Below are 18691 nucleotides of genomic sequence, written 5' to 3'. Positions count from 1 at the left end.
CCCACAACTCATCGGGCACCAGACGTCGAGACAACTCGTCCACGAACCCCGATCATGCACCAACACATGCAAGACCCACGTGAGACACGCTCTTATACAGCACCTGTCGATCTTCCCGAAAATCCTCGGCCGTTCGGGCCTGTACAGGATAAAGGGGTCCTGTTGGGATGACCGGCATGTACAACGCCATTGTGATAGGTGGCCGGTGCGCCGGTGCGGCGGTCGGTGCGCACCTGGCCCGACGAGGGCTGCGAGTGCTGGTGGTGGACCGGTCGCGGTTTCCCAGTGATGTGCTGTCCACGCACTTCGTCTGGCCGCACGGCGCGTCCTACCTGAACCGGTTGGGCGTGTTGGACCAGGTCCGGGCCGTGACGCCCGCGCACACCGAGGTCACATTGGTCAACGACGGGATCTCCTTGCGGGGCAGCGTTCCCGAGGAATTGTTGCGCAACCAGTTCCGGTTGCTGCACGACGACGACAACGGGATCACCACGGAGTACTTCTCGGTCCGTCGCCACGTGCTGGACAAGATCCTGGTCGACAACGCGGTGCGGGCCGGGGTCGAGTTCCGCGAGGGCTACACCGTCGAGGAACTCCTGCGGGACGAGGACGGCACGGTCATCGGCATCAAGGGCCGGGACGGCACGGTCGAGCACGCGCAAGTGGTGATCGGGGCGGACGGGCGCAACTCTTTCGTCGCCCGCGCCCTCGGGGTGGAGAAGTTCGACGAACGGCCGCGGTGCACCTTCGCCTACTGGAGCTACTTCAGCGGCATCCCCGACGCCGACGCGCAGATCCACCGGCGGGGCAGGCTCGGGATGGCGATGGCGTCGACCAACGACGGCCGGACCATGGTGCTGACGTGGGGGCCGAGCGAGTGGGCCGCGCGGTTCCGGGCCGACGTCGAGGGCAACTTCCACCGCGCGCTCGGGCTGATCAGCGAGGAGGCGGCGGCCACCGTGGCGGGGGCGCAGCGGGAGGAACGCTTCTACGGGACCCTCGACCAGGCCGCGTACCTGAGGCAGCTGCACGGGCCCGGCTGGGTGCTGGTGGGCGACGCCGAGTCGTTCAAGGACCAGTGCACGGCGCTCGGCATCACCCACGCCCTACGTGACGCGGAACTGGCCGCGGAGGCGGTCGGCCGGTGGCTCGGCGGCGAGACCGACCGGGACACCGCCATGGCCGGGTACGCCGCCAAGCGCCGCAGCCAGACCGCAGCCGCCTACTACGACTACGTGTGCACGCTCGCGGAGATGAAACCGCTGCGGCACGACGAGCTGCAGCTGTTCGCGATCCTGCGCGGCAACCAGACCGAGATCGACCGCTTCATCGCCACCCACGTCGACGTGGCGCCGGTCTCGGAGTTCTTCGACCCGTCCAACGTGTTCCTGCTCAACGACACGGCCAAGGAGTCCTCGCGCGACCTCGGCGCGTTCGCCGACTTCGAGGCGACCTACCGCGAGCACCAGCGCAACCCGTTCCTGCTCGCCGAAGCGGAGGCGACCCGATGACCGGAACCCCGGCACACGAGCGCGAGGACGGCGAGGTCGTCGCCGCGCTCATCGCCGCGGCGGACGCGGCCGGCACCGACCCGCTCACCGCGGCCAAGGCGGTCGCCGCGGCCGCCCGCGAGGTGTCGGACATGATGCGGAACTGGGCGAGCCACATCCCCTGGGAGGACCTGGAGGAGCTGGACACCCTCCCGGAGGACGAGGTCGTCCGCTTCTTCGGCGAGGACTTCCCGGCGATCCGGGCCGACCTGGAACCGATGTGGGAACCGGCGACGACGTCCGCGCCCGCGATCGACCCGGACGAGGACTACGCGCTCGACAAGAACGCCTACGACTTCTTCCGGCCGGTCGGGGCCGACCTGCTCGCCCGGACCGAGGAGTTCCACGGCTGGGTGGAGGCGCGCAGGCGCACCGAGACCTGGCAGTACTCGCGCGTCCTGGAGGCGGCGCCGGGTGGGGTCGCGACCATCACCAACGACCTGAGCAAACCCGCGCGCGGCATCAACTTCAACTCCCAGGACTACCTGTCGTTCAACGCGCACCCCGAGATCCGGGAGGCGGCGGTCCGCGCGATGCGCGACTTCGGCCCGCACAGTGCCGGTTCGCCGATGGTGCTGGGCAACACCCGCATCTCCGACGAGCTGGAAGCGGCCCTCGGCGCGCTGGTCGGCCTGGAGCACGTGACGCTGTTCTCGAACGGGTGGTCGGCGGGGTTCGGCACCGTCACCGGCCTGGTCCGCCAGGAGGACCACATCCTCATCGACCGCCTCGCGCACTCGTGCCTGCAGACCGGGGCGCGGGCGGCGACCAGGAACATCACCCGCTACACCCACCTCGACGTCGAGGCCGTGCGCACCCACTTGGCCCGGATCCGCGCCACCGACACCAACAACGGCATCATGGTCATCACCGACGGCCTGTTCTCGGTGGACGCCGACTGGCCGGACGTCGTCGCCCTGCAGGAGGTCTGCCGCGCCCACGACGCGACCCTGCTGGTCGACGTCGCCCACGACCTCGGCTCGATGGGCCCCGGCGGCACCGGTGTGCTGGGCATGCAGGACATGCTGGGCGAGGTCGACCTGGTCATGGGCGCGTTCTCCAAGACGTTCGCCTCCAACGGCGGTTTCGTCGCGGCCAGGTCGCCCGCGGTGAAGCAGTACATCAAGATGTTCGCCGGCTCCCACTTCTTCTCCAACGCCCTGTCACCCATGCAGACCGCGGTGGTGCTCAAGGCGGCCGAGATCATCCGCACCGACGAGGGCGAGGCGCTGCGCGGGCGGCTGTTCAACGCCATCCACGCCCTGCGCGACGAGCTGACCACGCGCGGGTTGACCTGCATGGGCTCGCCGAGCCCGATCGTGCCGGTGCTGATCGGCAACGAGAAGCTCGCCCGGACGGTCAACCGCCTGCTGTTCGACCGCGGGGTGCTCGCGTTCATGGTCGAGTTCCCCGTCACCCCGACCGGTGCCTCGCGCTTCCGGTTGCAGGTGCAGGCCGCGCACGAGCCGGAGCAGGCGCGGGAAGCGGCCCGCATCATCGACGGGGCGCTCCGCGACGCGAAGGAGCACCTGTCCAGCGCGTTCGGCAACTCGTTCTAGCGGGACGGGCGCTCGCCGCGAACCCGGGCGCCCTTCCGCCGCGCCTCTCTCCGCCGCGTCGATCTCGCGCGGCCGGGCGGTGTCAGCGATCGGCGCCCAGGTCGGCCAGCAGCTGCCGGACGTTCGCGATCTTGGGGTGGCTCGCCGGGAGGCTCGTGGTGTAGACGTCCAGGCAGCGGCGGGCCAGGGTGATCGCTTCCCGGTGCTCCCCGCGTTCGGCGAGTACCCGTGCCAGGTTCTCCACGGTGGCGACCGTGTCCGGGTGGAGCGGGCCGAAACCGCGTTCGCGGATCGCCAGGGCCTTGCGCAGCTCGTCCTCCGCCTGGCGGAAGTCGCTCTTGAAGAACAGGACCGTGCCCAGGTTGTTGTGGACGAACGCCCGCAAGCCGACCTCCTGGTCCGGACCGAGGGCGCGCAGGACGTCGCGGAACAGGCGTTCGGCCTGGTCCAGCTCGCCCACCCCGAACAAGGCGGCGGCGAGGTTGGTGCGAGCGAGGGCCGTCGTGGGGTCGCCGTCGCCGTGCGTCCGCTCGGCTTCGGCCGCCAGGGCGCGGAACAGTTCCAGCGCCTTGTCCCGCTGCCCGCCGGCCAGCAGGGTGCGGGCCAGGGCCGCGCGGTCCTCCCACGTCGAGCGCCGGTCGTTCACGTCGTGCAGCAGCGCCTCGGCCTCGGCGGCACGGCCGAGCGCGGACAGCACGTTGGCCAACGCCCTCGCGGTGGTGATGGTGTCGGGGTGGCTGGGACCGAGCACGCGTTCGCGGTGTTCCAGCACGTCTTGGAGCATCTGCTCCGCGCGCGCCGTCTGTCCGGTGGTGTGCGCGAGGTCGGCCGCCTCGTGCACGATCTGCAGCACCTCGGGGTCGTCCGGGCCGCGCGTCTGCCAGAGCACCGGCAGCACCCACATGTAGAGCTGGAACGCGTCGGCGCGCTTCGCACTGTTCTGGCTGAACATCCGCGCCAGCTCGATCGCCGCACCGATCGTCCGGGGATCGTCCTCGCCGTACGCCGCGTAGGCCTCCTTCAGCACCGCGCCCTGCCACTGGTCCGCCGGGATCTCGATCTCGATGACCTCGGGTTCGGGCTCGGGATCGCGGCGCTTCCTGCGGAACACGGGGTACCTCCTTCACACGCCGTGGTGCACGTGAGCCGCCCACAGGCTGGGCGTGTGCGGGTAGTTGTCACGGGTCGCGCGCACCACTTCGCGCAGGACGTGCGCCGCGCGTTCGGGACGGCCGGCCAGGCCGCGGTGGAACTCGATCGCCATGCGGCTGGCCACCCGGTCGTTGATCTGCCACAGCGTGCCGACCACGGAGGAGTAGCCGGCGAGCTGGAACGCGCCGGTGATGTGCAGCGCCTCGTCGCCCAGGTCCGGTGCGGCGCGGGCGGTGTGGCACGCCGACAGCACGGCCAGCCGCGCGGACGGCAGGTCGAGCCGCGACACGTCCAGCAGGGTCAGCGGCCGGTCGCCGTGCACGAGCAGGCGGCTCCGCGACGCGTCGTCCACGGCGTGGCAGGCGAAGTGGACGATCGAGTGGCGGGGCAGTTCGTCCAGCACGGTGTCGCGCTGGGCGAACTCGCCGATCAGCGCGACCGCGGGCCACGAGGTCATCAGTGTCGACGCCTCACGCCGGGCGTGGGGGAGTGGGCGTTCGCCTTCGGTGGTGGGCATGGCGACGACGAGCAGCTCACCTTCGAGTGGACGTCGGGCGGTGTCGCGTGCGCGGGCGAGAGCGCGCACGGTCGGCGTGTACGACGACACCACGCGGTCCAGCGCGGACTGCCCGTCCGTGCCGGCGGCGTGCAACGGGAGCGCGGCCAACGGGCCACCCGGCGACCACCAGACGCGGTCGACGGGACCGAGGTGGTCGAGCACCGGGCCGACGACCGCGTGCCACAGCCACGCCAACACCTCCGTGACGACGTGCTGCGCGTCAGCCTCGGCCTGGCCGGGGGTTGTGGTGGCGGCCAGTGCGGCGGCGAACCGGGACGCGGTGCGGGTGGCGTCGTCCAAGGTCAGTCCCGGTAGCGGCACCACGTCGACGCCGTGCGCGGTCAGCACGAGCGCGTCACAGCGGTGCCTGCTGGTGTTGACCACGACCACCGGTCCTCCGCTCGCGGCGGCACGCAGCTCGGCCATCGGCGGCGGCCGGAGGAAGTCGGCGAAACCCGGAAGCGCGCGGATCCGGGCGAGCAGCCGGTCGCGGCGCGCGGCGGCGGCGTGGCGTTCGTCCCCGGAGCGGGCGGCGGCGAGCGTGTCCACTGTGGACGTCCACTCGTCGGCGACGGCGGGGTGCGCCTCGCGCAGCGGGGTCAGGTCGAGCCGGGCGTCCAGAGCCTGCCCGATGAGCACGCCACGGCCCTGTTCCAGCCACCGCAGGGCCAGTTCCTCGTCGCCCGCGTCCAGGACCAGCGCGGCGGCGTCGGCGGCGATGCCGTTCTGCCGGGTCAGCAGGTGCTCCTGGTCGGTGCGCGCGAGCCGGCGGCTGACGGTCTGCGGGATCAGCTCCACCGCCAGCCCGGCCGCGCGCAGGGCGGTGGCCCGGTCGCCGCTGTGCTCGGCGGCGGACGACCACAGGTGCGCGGCGTCGAGCCGGTTGCGCGCGTCCGCTCCTTCGTTGGTGGCGGCGGCGGCGAACACGGCTGCCGCGCGCCGGACCGGGCCGTCGTCGCCGAGGTGATCGGCGTAGACCAGCAGGGCCTCACCCCACAGGCGCTGGTACCGCGCTCGTTCGGGCTCGGGCACGGCGTCGCTGCGCACCGCGCGCCCCCAGTGCGCGACCGCGCGGCCCAGTGCCCCGGGCTCGCCGGTGCGCCGGTACTCCTGCCGCCACGCGTCGGCGAGGTTCGACAGCGCCCGGCCGTGACCGCCGGTGCCGAATGGCGTGCCCGCGAGCACCTGCTCGTGCAGGCGGATCGCCTCGTGCAGGTCCGCCGGGTCGCGGCGGGCGGCGAAGCGGCAGCGCAGGGCGTTGGCGTAGGTCTCGGTCGTGCTGATGTCGTCCGACCTGAGCCTGCGGAAGGCCGCCTGGACGGCCCGGTCGGCGACCGCCGGGTCCTCCGTGCGCCAGTAGAGGTCCTGCAACGCCGCCGCGTACCCTGAACCGGGCACGTCGGCGGCCACCGCGGACAGGTCGACCGCCTCGCGCAACGCGTCCAGGTCGCCGAAGTGCAGGTACCGCGTCCGCAGCACCTCGGCCAGGTTGCCGACCCACCCGGCGTGGTCCCGGTGCCCCGGTGGCCGTTGCGCGAGCCCCGACCGCAGCAGGTCCGCCGCCTCGGCCAGGTCGTCCACGTCGCCCGCTTCCTGGAACCGCCGCAGCAGCGCGGCGCTCAGGCTGCCCCGCACGGCCGTCGCGTCCGCCGCCGGCACCTCGAGCGCCGCGCGCAGTAATCGCACCGCCTGGTCGATGTCGTCCCGGTCGCCGGAGTGCTCGTAGCGGTACCGCCGGAACACGCCCGCGAGCTGCACCATCCGACCGAGGTGGGGGTTGTCCCGCGACAGCAGCCCGACCACCTCGTCCGCCACGGCCACGCCCTCGTCCAGCACGGTGTGCTCGCCCGCGTTGAGCCGGGCGTAGAGGTTCTCGGCGAGGTTGCCCAGCACGAAGGCTCGCACCTCGCTCCGCGCGGCGCCGCGGAACACGTCGGTCGCCCGGTGCAGGTCGGCCGTGCGGCCCGCGTGCCGGTAGCGGGCCATGAGTGCCAGGCCGTAGTGGTTGGCGGCAGTCGGGTCGCGGGCCGGCACGGACTCGTGCAGCCGGACCGACTCGTGCAGGTGGCCCGGGTCGCCGTCGAGGTCGAACAGGTCCAGGTAGGCGCTGGCCAGCTGCGCCGTCACCCCTGGGTCCCGGTCCGGCACACCGACCAGCAGGGCCACCCCGGCTTCGAGGTCGACCCGGTCGTGGCGGACGGTGAACCGGGCCAGCAGCACCTGCCCGAGGTTCGCCCGCGCGGCCGGGGAGTGCTCGACGAGCCGGTACGCGGCGCCGAAGAGGTCCACCGCGTCGTCCAACGCCCGGAGGTCCCCGGAGCGCTCGTACTCGGCGACCCGCTCGGCCCCGCGCCGGGTCAGCGCGTTCGCCTGGTCCGCCGACATCCGGTGCACCCCCCGATCGGTAACCTTCGGTGACATTACCGGAGCGGGCAGTGGGTGGTGGCGGAATGGACGGGGCCGATCCCCGGGTGGCGCAGTTGTGCCTGCGGCTCGCGGACGACACGGGGCCGCTCGCGAAGCCCGGGCCGTTGCGGGACCTCGCGGTGCAGGCGGCGCAGGCGATCCGGACCGGCGCGGACACCGCGGACGACGACTTGGACCGTCTGGACGACATGCTGCTGCGGGAGGGTTACGCGGCCGGTCTGGGCGCGTCCCGCTCGTCCCGGCTGCCCGGTCTGGGCGGTGGGCACCCCTTGCTGGAAGTGCTGACGTGCCCGGCCGACCGGTGCGACCGGGTCGAGCCACCGACCGGCGCGCCGCCGATGTGCGCGGTGCTGCGGCGGCCGTTGCGCAGGCTGTCGCTGTGACCAAGTTCCTCGAGGCGCTGGCGGGCAAGCTCGCCGAGCGGTGGCTGTCGCTGCTCGTGCTGCCCGGCGCGCTGTGCGCGGTGGCCGCGCTGGTGGCCGTCAACCTCGGGCACCGCTCGTCGTACGGGCCGAGCACGGTGACGCGCGTCCTGACGCGGCTGGTCGAGCCCGCGCCGAAGACGGCCACCCTGGTGCTGTACCTGGTCGTGCTGCTCGCCGCCGCGACCGGCGTCGGTTTCGCCGTGCAGGCGCTGGGAGCCGCGTTCACCCGCCTGTGGCTGGCCGAACCCCGCGACCCGCTGAGCCGGTGGTCGACCCGCCGCCGACAGGCCCGCTGGTCACGTGCCCAGGCGGCGTTCGAGGAGGCGTTGGTGGCGGCGGGCAAGGCCCGGGTGCGCGACCAGGACGACGCCGCGGAACTGCGGCACGAAGCCGAACGCCGCAACGCCCGCCGCAACCGCATCGCCCTGGCACCACCACGCCGCCCGTTCTGGACCGGCGACCGAATCACCGCCGCCGACCACCGCGTCCACGAGCACTACGGCCTTGACCTGACGACGGCGTGGCCACGGCTGTGGCTGCTGATGCCGGAACCCGACCGCGCCGAGTTCACCCTCGCCCGCACGGCGTTCGGGCGGGCAGCGGCGCTGGCGGGCTGGGCCGTCGCCTACCTGGGGCTGGGCGCGGTGTGCTGGCCGTTCGCCTTGGTCGGCCTGGTCACGGCGGGTGCGGCTTGGCGCCGCGCCAGGACTGCGTGCGACGTCTTGGCCGAGCTGATCGAATCGGCGGTGGACCTGCACGGCCGCACGTTGGCGCAGGCACTGGGTCTGCCGTGCGAGGGGCACTTGGACCGGGATACGGGCCGCCGGATCACCGAACTGCTGCGCAAGAACGCCTGATATCGCCGCATGATGGGGATGCGTCCCTTCGGCGCCCGGCAACAGGACGCTGCCCTCCGACGGGCTCGTGACCGGCGTGATGCCGGGCAGCTCACTCCAGGTCAGCCGACCGGCGGCCGGGCTCGCGGTGCTGGTGTTCGACGCCGTGCAGGCCCACGGGACGGCGACCCTCGGCATGATCGTGCTCGCCTCGGGCGTCCTGCAGATCGTCATGGGACTGGCGCGGCTCGGCAAGTGGTCCCAGGCCATGGCGTCCTCGGCCGTCGCCGGGATGCTGTCGGGCATCGGGCTGCTGATCCTGGTCGGCCAGGTGTACGCGCTCGCCGACCGGAAGGCGCCGGGCGACGCGGTGCAGGGACCTGATCGGCACCCGAAACTCCACCCGACGGAGTGAGGTCGGATCACCCTGACCGGCTACCGACCGGCGCCACCGAGGAAGCTCGCGGACATCGGCCCGGTGTCGCCCTGGCAGACGAAGGCGCCCCAGTAGTACGGATCGGGCCTGCGGGCGCGCAACGCCAACCGGGCCGCGCGGAACGCCGACCCACGCGGTTCGCCGCGCTTGAGCCGACCGTAGAAGTCCTCCATGAGCTCCTGGGTCTCCCGGTCGGGGACCTGCCACAGGCTCATCACCAGGGTCCGCGCCCCGGCGATCCCCACCGACCGCCGCAGTCCGTACACGCCCTGCCCCACGGCGATCAGGCCACGACCGGTGTCACAAGCCGACAGCACGACGAGTTCGGTGCCGGACAGGTCCATGGTGGCGAGGTCGGCCGCGGTCAGCAGCCCGTCCTCCGCGGGTTCGGGCAGGTGACCCCGGCGCAGCCAGGTGTTGGCACCGGCGAGGGCGAGCCCGGAGTTGAGCAGGGGAGCGGGGAAGGCGCTGAACGCGCGTCGGCCGTCCTGCCGGGGGTCGCTCTCCATCGACGAGTCGTCGTCCAGGAAGTAGCCGTGCGAGGCGATGTGCAGGATGACGGGCGACCGTTGCCGCTTGAGCGGCCCTTCGACGGCGTCGGCACCGAGCCACGCCGTGACGCCGAGCAGCTCGGCGACGTGCCTGCCCTCGTCGTGCGTTCCGGGCAGGCGCGCGAAGTGCAGCCCGGCGGCACGTCGCTCGTCCGGTTCACCGTCCGCGGGAGCCGGTTCGGTGGTCGCGTCCAGGGCGAGGTCGTAGTCGGGGTCGGCGACGACGACCGGGGGACCGGCCGCTTCGGGCACCGTTCGCCGGGCGGGGATCAGGTCGCGCCCGGTCGTCAGGTAGGCGATCTCGTGGACGTCGATGACGAGCCGGCCGTGTTCGAGCGGCAGGATCTCGAACGGCAGCGTGTACAGCTGGGCGTCGGGGGCGACGAACAGCCGCGTCCGGTCCCCGACCCGCAGCGGGTCGAGGAGGGCCTCGCGCAGGGCGACGGCGGCCTCGCCGGACGCCCGCCCGACGTCGTCCGGGGCGACCGTCTCCGGTTCCAGGTCACGCGCCCGGCCGCCGCGGGTGACGCCACGGCGCAGCAGGCCGATGTTCGCGTCGATCCTGTCGGCCGTACCCAGGTCGACCAGGCGGACGTCGTCGTCGCGATCCGGCGTGACGACGAACGCGTAGTACCGGTCGGGTCCCCACCGCGACCCGCCCTCCGCCAGGACCGCCGTCCCGTCCAGCGTCGGCACGCACAGGAACTCGACGAGCGCCGACCCCTCGGGAAGCCGCGACCGGACGGCGTCCGGGGTGACCCGCGGCAGGACCTCGCCCAGCCACCCGTCACCGTGGAAGAGGGTCCGCAGGTCGGACTCCAGGCGGTCCCGGTTACCCATGAGCAACCCCGCGTCGCCCATGTACTCGGAAACCCGTTCCAGCCACTCCTCCCGGCTCAGGTCACCCTGCTCCGGCCACCCGTCCATGATGTGCGCGTGGAGATCCCGGTGGGCCGCCTCGATCTCCGGGTACATCCCGTACCGCAGGCCGCGCGCGTAGGTCTCGACCACCTCCTCGAACTCGGCCGGCCGCGGGATCTCACCGCGCTCGACGGCGCTCGACAACTCGGCGAGCTTGCTCCGCACGTCACCGCCGTCGTGCTGTCTACTGTGGATCTCCTCGCGCCTGCGCACGAAGTCGGCCTCGGCCACGATCCCCTTGCGCCGCCAGACGACCTCCACCAACCGCGACACCAGCTCCGGTGACCGGAACCGGGGCCGGCCGAGGAGGTTCAGCAGCGCGACCGGCTGATCGACGGCGACGGACGAGATCCCCCTCACCACGGCCCTCTCCCGGATGAGGCGGTCCTGGTGCCGCTCGACGGTCAGCAGCACGTCGATCGCCTCGCGTTCGCGCCCCATCCCGACGAGCGCCGAACCGAGGTCCCGCAACAGCACGACGTACGGCGGCGTCGGTTCCGCTTCGACGGCCGGGCCCAGCAGCTCGATCGCGCGCCGGAACAGCTTCTCCGCGCTGTCCCACCGGCCCTTCGCCAGCTGGACCGTGCCGCGCAGGCCGATGGTGACCGCGATGGCCGGCGCGTCCTCGCCCACCGCCGCCTCCAGCAACCGGAGGCTGGTCCGCAGGAGTTCGTCGGCCTCGTCGTAGCGCTGCTGCGCGAGGCGGCACTTCGCCAGTGCGCCGCAGGCGTTCGCGTAGTACTCGCTGTCGCGACCGGCGTTCCGCTCGATGAGGTCCATCGCCCGGCGGAGGGTGCTCTCCGCGTCGTCGTACCGGTCCTGATAGGAGTCCACCGCCGCTTTGCCGATGAGCAGCAGAGCGTGGTCGACGGTGTCTTCGAGGCCCGCCGAGCCGTGGAGTTCGATCGCCTCCTCCGCGTAGCGGCGGGCGAAGTAGGTGTCGCCGGTGTCGAGGTGGAGCACGGCGAGGTTGTGCGTGGTCACCGCGAGGTCCGCGCCCGACTGGCGACTCTGGAGGTACCGGTAGAGGCGGATCGCCTCCCCGAGCCGGCCGGCGAGCTTCTCGGCGAGGGCCAACCTGGCCGCCGTGTCGACGGTGGTGGGGTGGTCGAAGCCCGACTTCTGGTGGTCGATCGTGAAGGCCGTGCGGTACCGGGCGGCGCTGTCGGAGTGCCTGCCCATCTGGTGGTAGAGGTCGCCGAGCTGCTTGAGGCGCGACCCGTACGCCGGCGAGTCGGTGCCCTCCAGGCGGCCGACGATGTCGACGACCTCCGCCACCCGGGCCTCGGCCGCGCGGAGCTGTCCCGTGGCGATGTACACCTTGGTGAGGCCGTCGACCATGCCGAGGTACCGCTTGTCGTCGGTGCCGAAGAGACGGCGCCGGAGGTCGACGGCCTCGCGGTAGAGCCGTTCGGCCTCGTCGTGCCGTCCGAGCCCGGCGCACACGAGGGCCAGACCGCCCAGGCAGGTCGCGTACGACGGGTGGTCGACGCCGACCGCCAGGGCGAAGGACTCCAGCGCCGCGCGGTGCAACTCCTCGGCGACGTCGAGTTCACCCTGAGCGGCTTTCGCCTGGGCGAGGTTGTCGAGGACGGTCGGGTAGACCTCGCTCGACGCCCCGTCGAACAGCAGCACCTGCTGGAGGGCGGCGCCCAGGAGCGGCTCGGCCCGCGCCCAGTCGCCGGTCGCGGCGTAGGCCATGGCCAGTTCGTTCAGGCTGTGGCCCGTCTCGGGGTGGAACTCGCCGTGCCGGCCGACGACGAGCCGCAGCACGGCGTCGGCGATGTGGATCGACTGCGCGTGGTGTCCGGCGGACCGGAGCGCGTGGTAGTGGCGACGGAGGCGGTCGACCTCCGCGTCGACGTCCGGTGCCGCCCGGCCCCACTGGTCGAGCAGGTCGGTGTCCATCAGCGCGATCTGCGTCTCCATGCACTCGACGTCCAGGTCGAGGCACTCGCGCAGGTGCCGGCGCCCGGCGTCCAGGTCGCCGGTGGTGATCAGGTGCGTCCCGACGTAGCACAGTGCCTGGCACCGCCGGACCACGCCGTCCGCCTCGGCGAGGACCGACGCGGGGTCCCGCCGGCCCAGCGTGATGTCGAGCAGGGCGGACTCCCACGGGTCGCCGATGGCCTCGTGCAGCGTCCGCGCGATCGCGTCGTCGTCGGGTGACAACCCCATCCGGCGCAGGCTGATGGTGAGGATCTGCGCCATCCCCAGGCTGACACCCGTGCGCAGGACGTCCACCGCGATCGAGGCCGCGACGGGGTAGTCGCGCCGCACGAACGCCCACGCGCACCGCTCGAACGGTTCGTAGTCCACCCGATCTCCCGTCCACCGCCAACGGACCACCAGTGGAGCACGCGCGGCTGGGTGTGTGTCCCCAATGGTGCGGTCAACGCGGCCCTGATCGCGTCAGTCCCACCAGAACGTCCACGAGTGGTCGTCCACGAGGCGGTCGGCGTAGGCGGCCAGGGTGTGGGGTGCCTCGCCCTGCCAGATGTTGTCCGGGCAGAACGCGAAGTGCTCGGCGGCGACGGCCATGGCGGACTCGCGGGTGGTCGGTGGGGCGGCGACGGCGAGCACGAGCGTGGCGAACCCGACGCCGACGACCCGTGCGCCGAACCGGTCCTCCCAGCTGCGCAGCACCGCCGAGACCTCGGCGGTGTCGCCGGTGTAGTTCGTCGGACCGGTCCAGCCGGCCACCGTCACCGCGTCCGCGCCGCGGTCCGCCGCCACCAGGCCGATGCGCACGGACGGGTGACCCGCGACCAGCTGCTCGGCCAGGCCGTCGGCGATGCGGTCCGGGTCCTTGCCCCCGAGCGGGGCGACGGCCGGTCCGGGCCAGGTGCGGCCGAACGGGGCGGTCACGGCCGCGCGTTCGGCCGGTGTCAGCTGGTCCTCCGCGTCGTCGGCGGTGTGGTCGACCCACCAGCGCGCCAGCAACGCGTCCGGGTCGTGGTCGCCGGGCGACGACATCTCACCGGGCAGGACCTCCCCGTTGCCCCACGGCCGGTAGTCGGCGTCCTCGTCGTCCAGCGAGTCCAGCAGCAGCGGCCACAGCCCCGATCGGGCGTGCTCGGCACGCAGCCGGGCCCACAGGCCCGCGGGCGCCGGTCCGTCACCGAGCCAGAACGCGGGCCGCTCCGAGGGCTCCTCCTCGGACCGGACCGGGCGTCCGGGCGGCAGCGGGACGGACAACGTGCGACCGGTGTCGGCCCCGGCGGCGAACAGCGCCCGGAGCTCGGCGGGCAGCGGCGGTTCGGAGATCATGACGCGGATCGTAGGCCGCCGGTCCGACGCGGTCGGGGAACCCGCGGGCGACCGGTGCGGTCCACCGATCGCCGCCCGGGCAAGCCGCAGGTGAGGCACTGGATCGGCCGAGGCGTCGGCGCGTCGGCGTCCGGAGGGCGGGCCTCACCCGACGAACAACGCCGTCCGTGCTGTTCCGGGTCACCCCGGTCCGGTGGCGGGTTCGGGCCGGTGGACGCCGCGCGGGCGGTAGTGCAGGGCGTCGGCGAGGCCCAGCAGGTCGGCGAGCAGCCAGATCACCGCCGTCCACATCTCGGTGCCCTGCAGACCCGGTGCCGCGGCGGGCAGACCCGCGGTCGTCGGGTGGGGTGCCTGGAAGCCGAAGCCGGCGCGGTCGGTCCAGTGGCCCAGCGCGTCGGTCAGCAGGCGGCGCGCGACCTGCGCGACCTCCTCCGCGCGGTACCCGGTGTGGCGGGTCAGCCAGAGCGGGTGGGCGACGTCGAGGACGTTGCACGCGTCCTGCCTCTCGGGCCGGAAGAACCGGGCGTCGCGGACGTGCTCCAGGATCGTGTCCACGACCCGTTCCGGGTGGGGGACGGGCAGGCCGAACTGGGCGAACGTGCCGCGTGAGGCCCGGTAGAAGCCGTTGACGACCTGGCGCAGGCCGTCGACGGGCGCCGGTCGGCCCCACGTGCCGGTGCGGGGGTCGACGGTGGTGACCAGCCAGCCGAAGAGGGCTTCGACCGCGCCCGGTGTGCCGCGGTCACCGCGCCGCCGGTTCCAGTGCAGGGCGGTGCCGAGGGCGTCCACCCACGCACCGGCCGACCAGGCGCTGGTGGCCCACGGCTGCCGCTCCAGCCCGGTGACGACCTCCTCGGCGGTCATGCGGGAAGCGACGCGGATCGGCTCGGCGAAACCGCTGCCCAGCAGGTCCAGCGCGTACCCGGCGGACAGCACGTGGTAGGCGGCGTCCGGGTCGGACAGGCCGTCACGGGCACGCTCGACGGTGCCGTCCGGTCGCAGCGTGCCGACCAGCCCGGTCTCCGGGTCCTGCCAGCCGCGCAGCCGGTCGACCTGGGCCTGCGCGGGCAGCTGGTCGGGTGCGCGGCCGAGCAGCAGGTCCGCGACCTCGATCGCGTCGCACTGGGAGCGGACGGTCGGCGCGACCCCCGGTCGGTCGACGAACAACCCGGTGTCCGGGTCCCAGCACCGCGCCAGCACCTGCGGCGCCTGCGCGCGGGCGGTCTTGGTGAACGCGGTGAGCGCACCCACGAGGTCGTCCGACCGCGGGGCGAGCGCGGGTACGCGCCACCGCAGCACCCTGGCCGGGTTGCCGCCGACGATCGCACCGGCCGGGACGTCCTTGGTGACCACGGCGCCGGCGGCGATCACGGACCGGTCGCCGACCGCCACCCCGTCCAGGACGACGACGTGCGAGCCGATCCAGACGTCGTCGCCGATGGTGATGCCGAGCGAGCGGAGCGGCTGTCGGAACACCTCGGTGTCGGGGTCCTCGGTGGTGTGGTTGAAGCCGAGGATCGAGGTGTGCGCGCCGATGCGCACGGCGTCACCCAGGCGCACAGCGCCGCGCACCACCGCGTACGGGTTGATCGTGCAGTCACGCCCGGCGCGCAGCGACCCGCTCAGGTAGGCGCCCGCGGCGACGTAGCCACCGTTCCCCAGCCGGAACTCCTCGTTCTGCACGGAGGCCAGTTCGGACAGGAAGCACCGCTCGCCGATCTCATAACCCCGCCGCCGGACGAGATCCCTTTGGACATCGAGCTGGCGCTGTCTCACCCGCTCGTCGGCTTCGTCCCAAAAGGACCAGGGGGAGTAGTCGAAGTGGTTGCGGTCGAACGGACCGCCTTCGGCGGCCGGCACTCCGGTCACGGTCGAACACCCCTGTCGTCGGCGGGACGGTGGTGAGCGCGGCGCGGCGAACCGGCCGACCGCCGGGCACGACCGACCGGTCGAGCCTGCGACGCGGGCTCGACACCTTCCCATGGAATGCGCTTTCCAGCTGTCATGTCAAGGGTTTCCCCGGCCGCGCCGCCCTCGGCCGATCGCGAGGGTCTCTCACGGATGTGTCACTCGAATGGCCCTGGTGCCGGATCCCGTCGAAAACATTTCGCCGGGGCTGTTGACACCGGCACAGCGGCGTTCGTACGGTCTACCCCAGCAACGTCGGCGCCCGAACCTCATGGGTGCCAACGGAATCGGACGATGACCGGGCCATCCGGAGTGACCTCAGGCTGAGGTGACCACCACGGGGATAGCGCTTTCCAGTTATAGTCCGACAGTTGAATCGTTTCAAATCCGACCGGGTGTCATCCCGCGGCCTTGCTAACCGAGGAGGACCCGCCCGGTCACGTCTGGGAGCGTTCCCAGACCCTGCGACGGAGGAGCAACGGTGCTCACTTTCAGTCAACGTCCTGTCGGAGGCCGGTCATGCCCGTGACCAGACGGCGCTCCGCACTGCTCGCCGCCGGCGTCGCCCTGACCGTCGCCGGCAGCGGTGTCGTGCTCTCCCCGGCTTCGGCGGCTCCGACCCGCTACGAAGCGGAGACCTCACCGGCCACCTGCGCCGGCGTCATCGAGTCCATCCACACCGGCTACTCCGGCAGCGGTTTCTGCAACACGGACAACGCGGTCGGGGCGGCGGCGCAGTTCACCGTCACCGCCTCCGAGGCGGGCTCGGCGACCGTGGCCGTCCGGTACGCCAACGGCACGACCACCAACCGGCCCGCGGACGTGCTGGTCAACGGCGCGGTCGCCCACGCGGGCAGCGCGTTCGACGGCACCGGCGCCTGGAGCACGTGGACCACGAAGACGCTCACCGTCCCGCTGAACGCGGGCACGAACACGATCCGGTTGAGCCCGACCACCGCGACCGGCCTGGCGAACATCGACTACCTCGAGATCGACGTCGCGGGCCCCCAGCCCTCCGGCAAGCAGCTGGAGGACCTCGACCGCGGCCTGGTCAGCGTGCGCTCCGGCACCGGCAACCTGGTCTCGTGGCGGCTGCTCGGCACCGAGTCGGCTTCGACCGGGTTCAACGTCTACCGGGGCACGACGAAGCTGAACGCCTCCCCGATCACCAACTCCACCAACTACCTGGACTCCGGCGCGGCAGGGGACGCCTCGTACACGGTCCGCGCGGTCGTGGGAGGCGTGGAGCAGGCGCCGTCCGAGGCGTCACTGCGCTTCTCCGGCGGCAACTACCTCGACGTGCCGATCTCCCGGCCGGGGAGCAGCTACTCGGCCGGTGACGCCAGCGTCGGTGACGCCGACGGCGACGGCCAGTACGAGATCTTCCTCAAGTGGGATCCCAGCGACCAGAAGGACAACTCGCAGTCCGGTTACACCAGCAACGTCTACATCGACGCCTACAAGCTCAACGGGCAGCGGCTGTGGCGGGTCAACCTGGGCCGCAACATCCGTGCCGGCGCGCACTACACCCAGTTCCAGGTGTACGACTACGACGGCGATGGCCGGGCCGAGATGGCGGTCAGGACCGGTGACGGCACGGTGTCCGGCACGGGTCAGGTGATCGGCAACGGCAGCGCCGACCACCGCAACTCCGGCGGTCACATCGTCACGGGACCCGAGTACCTGACCGTGTTCAACGGGCTCACCGGTGCCGCCATGTCCACGGTGCCCTTCGAGCCCGCCCGCGGGAACATCTGCGACTGGGGCGACTGCAACGGCAACCGGGGCGACCGGTTCCTGGCCGGCACCGCGTACCTGGACGGGCAGCGCCCCAGCATCATCATGGGCCGCGGTTACTACGCCAAGAGCACGATCGCGGCGTGGGACTTCCGCAACGGGCAGCTCACCCGGCGCTGGAAGTTCGACTCCAGCTCCGCGGGCAGCCAGTGGGGCGGCCGCGGCGCCCACTCGCTGTCGATCGCCGACGTCGACGGCAACGGCACCGACGAGATCATCTACGGCGGCATGACCATCAACAGCAACGGCACCGGGCGCTACACCACCAACTTCTACGCCCACGGTGACGCGCTGCACGTCGGTGATTTCATCCCCAGCCGCCCCGGCAAGGAAATCTGGATGATCCACGAGCAGAGCTCCGGCGCCGCCGCGACCCTGCGTGACGCCAACAGCGGCGCGACCATCATGCAGAAGAACAACACCTGCAGCTGCGAAGGACCCGCTCGCGGCGCGGCCGGCGACGTGTACGCCGGGAACGCCGGCGCCGAGTTCTGGGGCCGGGGCACCGGGCTGACCAGCCTGTTCAACGGCTCCGGCGGCAACGTCGGGCGCTCGCCGGGCAGCGCGAACTTCCTGGCCTGGTGGGACGCCGACCCGGTGCGGGAGCTGCTGGACGGCAACCACGTCGACAAGTACGGCACCGGCGGTGACACCCGCCTGCTGACCGGCACCGGTGCGCACTCCATCAACGGCACCAAGTCGACCCCGTCGCTGTCCGGCGACCTGTTCGGCGACTGGCGCGAGGAGGTGATCCTGCCCCGCGACGACAACGCCGCGCTGCGCATCTACGCCACTTCGACGCAGACCGACCGGCGGATCCACACCCTCATGCACGACGCCCAGTACCGCGTGGCCATCGCGTGGCAGAACACCGCCTACAACCAGCCGCCGCACCCGAGCTTCTTCCTCGGCGGCGGCATGAGCACCCCGCCCCAACCGAACATCTACGTCCGCTGAACCCCGACCGGTGGGGCGGGCCGACCGACCTGGTCGGCCCGCCCCACCGGTCTTCCGCCTGGGTCAGGCGTGTGGTCCACGTGGTGAGTTCAGGGCGGCGCAGGTGATCACCAGTGAGGCGAGGACGAGCACGGTCACGAGGGTGGTGATCAGCACGTCGAAGAGCCATTCGAAGAGCATGGTCAGTCCAGGGGTGTGGCGGCCTTCGGGGTCGGCTGGGGCGAGGGGGTCCCGGCACGTCGCCGGGTGCGCAGGCTGGTCAGCGTGACCGTCCCGAGCACGAGGATGATCACCGCCAGGGAGAGCGGGGTGGGGATCTCGGGGACGGCGGGCCAGATGCCGT

General features: G+C 72.4%; 10 protein-coding genes and 1 pseudogene. 6 read left to right on the top strand and 5 right to left on the bottom strand.

The genetic code is table 11. From position 1 onward, the window contains the following. Positions 1 to 176: 176 nt before the first annotated feature. On the top strand, positions 177 to 1511 hold the full coding sequence (locus B0I31_RS39690) for an NAD(P)/FAD-dependent oxidoreductase (RefSeq protein ID WP_181320783.1): 1335 nt from the start codon (positions 177 to 179) through the stop codon (positions 1509 to 1511). Next, positions 1508 to 3109: an aminotransferase class I/II-fold pyridoxal phosphate-dependent enzyme gene (locus tag B0I31_RS39685; protein WP_106620538.1), complete on the top strand. Its 1602-nt coding sequence runs from the start codon at positions 1508 to 1510 to the stop codon at positions 3107 to 3109. The genes B0I31_RS39690 and B0I31_RS39685 overlap by 4 nt, the downstream gene beginning before the upstream one ends. Positions 3110 to 3191: 82 nt before the next feature. Here B0I31_RS39685 and B0I31_RS39680 read toward each other — a convergent pair whose 3' ends face one another. Further along, on the bottom strand, positions 3192 to 4220 hold the full coding sequence (locus tag B0I31_RS39680) for a tetratricopeptide repeat protein (RefSeq protein ID WP_106620537.1): 1029 nt from the start codon (positions 4218 to 4220) through the stop codon (positions 3192 to 3194). A gap of 12 nt (positions 4221 to 4232) precedes the next feature. After that, positions 4233 to 7205: a CHAT domain-containing protein gene (locus tag B0I31_RS39675; protein WP_245950805.1), complete on the bottom strand. Its 2973-nt coding sequence runs from the start codon at positions 7203 to 7205 to the stop codon at positions 4233 to 4235. A 65-nt stretch (positions 7206 to 7270) separates the two neighbouring features. On the opposite strand from B0I31_RS39675, the gene B0I31_RS39670 reads away from it, so the two are divergent. From B0I31_RS39670 to B0I31_RS39660, 3 genes are all read left to right on the top strand, one after another. Next, the gene (locus tag B0I31_RS39670; protein ID WP_106620536.1) at positions 7271 to 7630 is read left to right on the top strand and encodes a hypothetical protein; all 360 of its coding nucleotides are present in this window, start codon (positions 7271 to 7273) and stop codon (positions 7628 to 7630) included. Beyond that, positions 7627 to 8529, top strand: a complete 903-nt coding sequence (locus tag B0I31_RS39665; RefSeq protein WP_106620535.1) for a hypothetical protein — start codon at positions 7627 to 7629, stop codon at positions 8527 to 8529. The genes B0I31_RS39670 and B0I31_RS39665 overlap by 4 nt, the downstream gene beginning before the upstream one ends. 67 nt (positions 8530 to 8596) lie before the next feature. Continuing rightward, on the top strand, positions 8597 to 8923 hold the full coding sequence (locus B0I31_RS39660) for a SulP family inorganic anion transporter (protein WP_219911018.1): 327 nt from the start codon (positions 8597 to 8599) through the stop codon (positions 8921 to 8923). 20 nt (positions 8924 to 8943) lie between these two features. On the opposite strand, the gene B0I31_RS39655 is transcribed toward B0I31_RS39660, so the two are convergent. The 3 genes and pseudogenes from B0I31_RS39655 to B0I31_RS43225 all read right to left on the bottom strand — a co-directional run. Further along, positions 8944 to 12735, bottom strand: coding sequence for a CHAT domain-containing tetratricopeptide repeat protein (locus B0I31_RS39655; RefSeq protein WP_106620534.1), 3792 nt, complete (start codon positions 12733 to 12735; stop codon positions 8944 to 8946). A 93-nt stretch (positions 12736 to 12828) separates the two neighbouring features. Continuing rightward, positions 12829 to 13686: a DUF4253 domain-containing protein gene (locus B0I31_RS39650; RefSeq protein WP_106620533.1), complete on the bottom strand. Its 858-nt coding sequence runs from the start codon at positions 13684 to 13686 to the stop codon at positions 12829 to 12831. Positions 13687 to 14970: 1284 nt separating this feature from the next. After that, a pseudogene (locus B0I31_RS43225) lies at positions 14971 to 15126 on the bottom strand (DapH/DapD/GlmU-related protein); the annotation flags it as partial. Between the two features lie 987 nt (positions 15127 to 16113). On the opposite strand from B0I31_RS43225, the gene B0I31_RS39640 reads away from it, so the two are divergent. Beyond that, positions 16114 to 18348, top strand: coding sequence for a rhamnogalacturonan lyase family protein (locus B0I31_RS39640; protein WP_106620531.1), 2235 nt, complete (start codon positions 16114 to 16116; stop codon positions 18346 to 18348). Positions 18349 to 18691 lie beyond the last annotated feature (343 nt).

It is taken from the genome of Saccharothrix carnea (assembly GCF_003014735.1).
Classification (GTDB): Bacteria; Actinomycetota; Actinomycetes; order Mycobacteriales; family Pseudonocardiaceae; genus Actinosynnema; species Actinosynnema carneum.
Note: the sequence above shows the minus strand (reverse complement) of the source record. Positions and strands in the feature narration are given on the sequence as shown.

Bases quoted from the DNA above. Each gene is read 5' to 3' on its own strand.
- B0I31_RS39650 (WP_106620533.1), bottom strand. From the start codon at position 13,686: ATGATCTCCGAACCGCCGCTGCCCGCCGAGCTCCGGGCGCTGTTCGCC.
- B0I31_RS39690 (WP_181320783.1), top strand. From the start codon at position 177: ATGTACAACGCCATTGTGATAGGTGGCCGGTGCGCCGGTGCGGCGGTC.
- B0I31_RS39675 (WP_245950805.1), bottom strand. From the start codon at position 7,205: ATGTCGGCGGACCAGGCGAACGCGCTGACCCGGCGCGGGGCCGAGCGG.
- B0I31_RS39685 (WP_106620538.1), top strand. From the start codon at position 1,508: ATGACCGGAACCCCGGCACACGAGCGCGAGGACGGCGAGGTCGTCGCC.
- B0I31_RS39670 (WP_106620536.1), top strand. From the start codon at position 7,271: ATGGACGGGGCCGATCCCCGGGTGGCGCAGTTGTGCCTGCGGCTCGCG.
- B0I31_RS39640 (WP_106620531.1), top strand. From the start codon at position 16,114: ATGCCCGTGACCAGACGGCGCTCCGCACTGCTCGCCGCCGGCGTCGCC.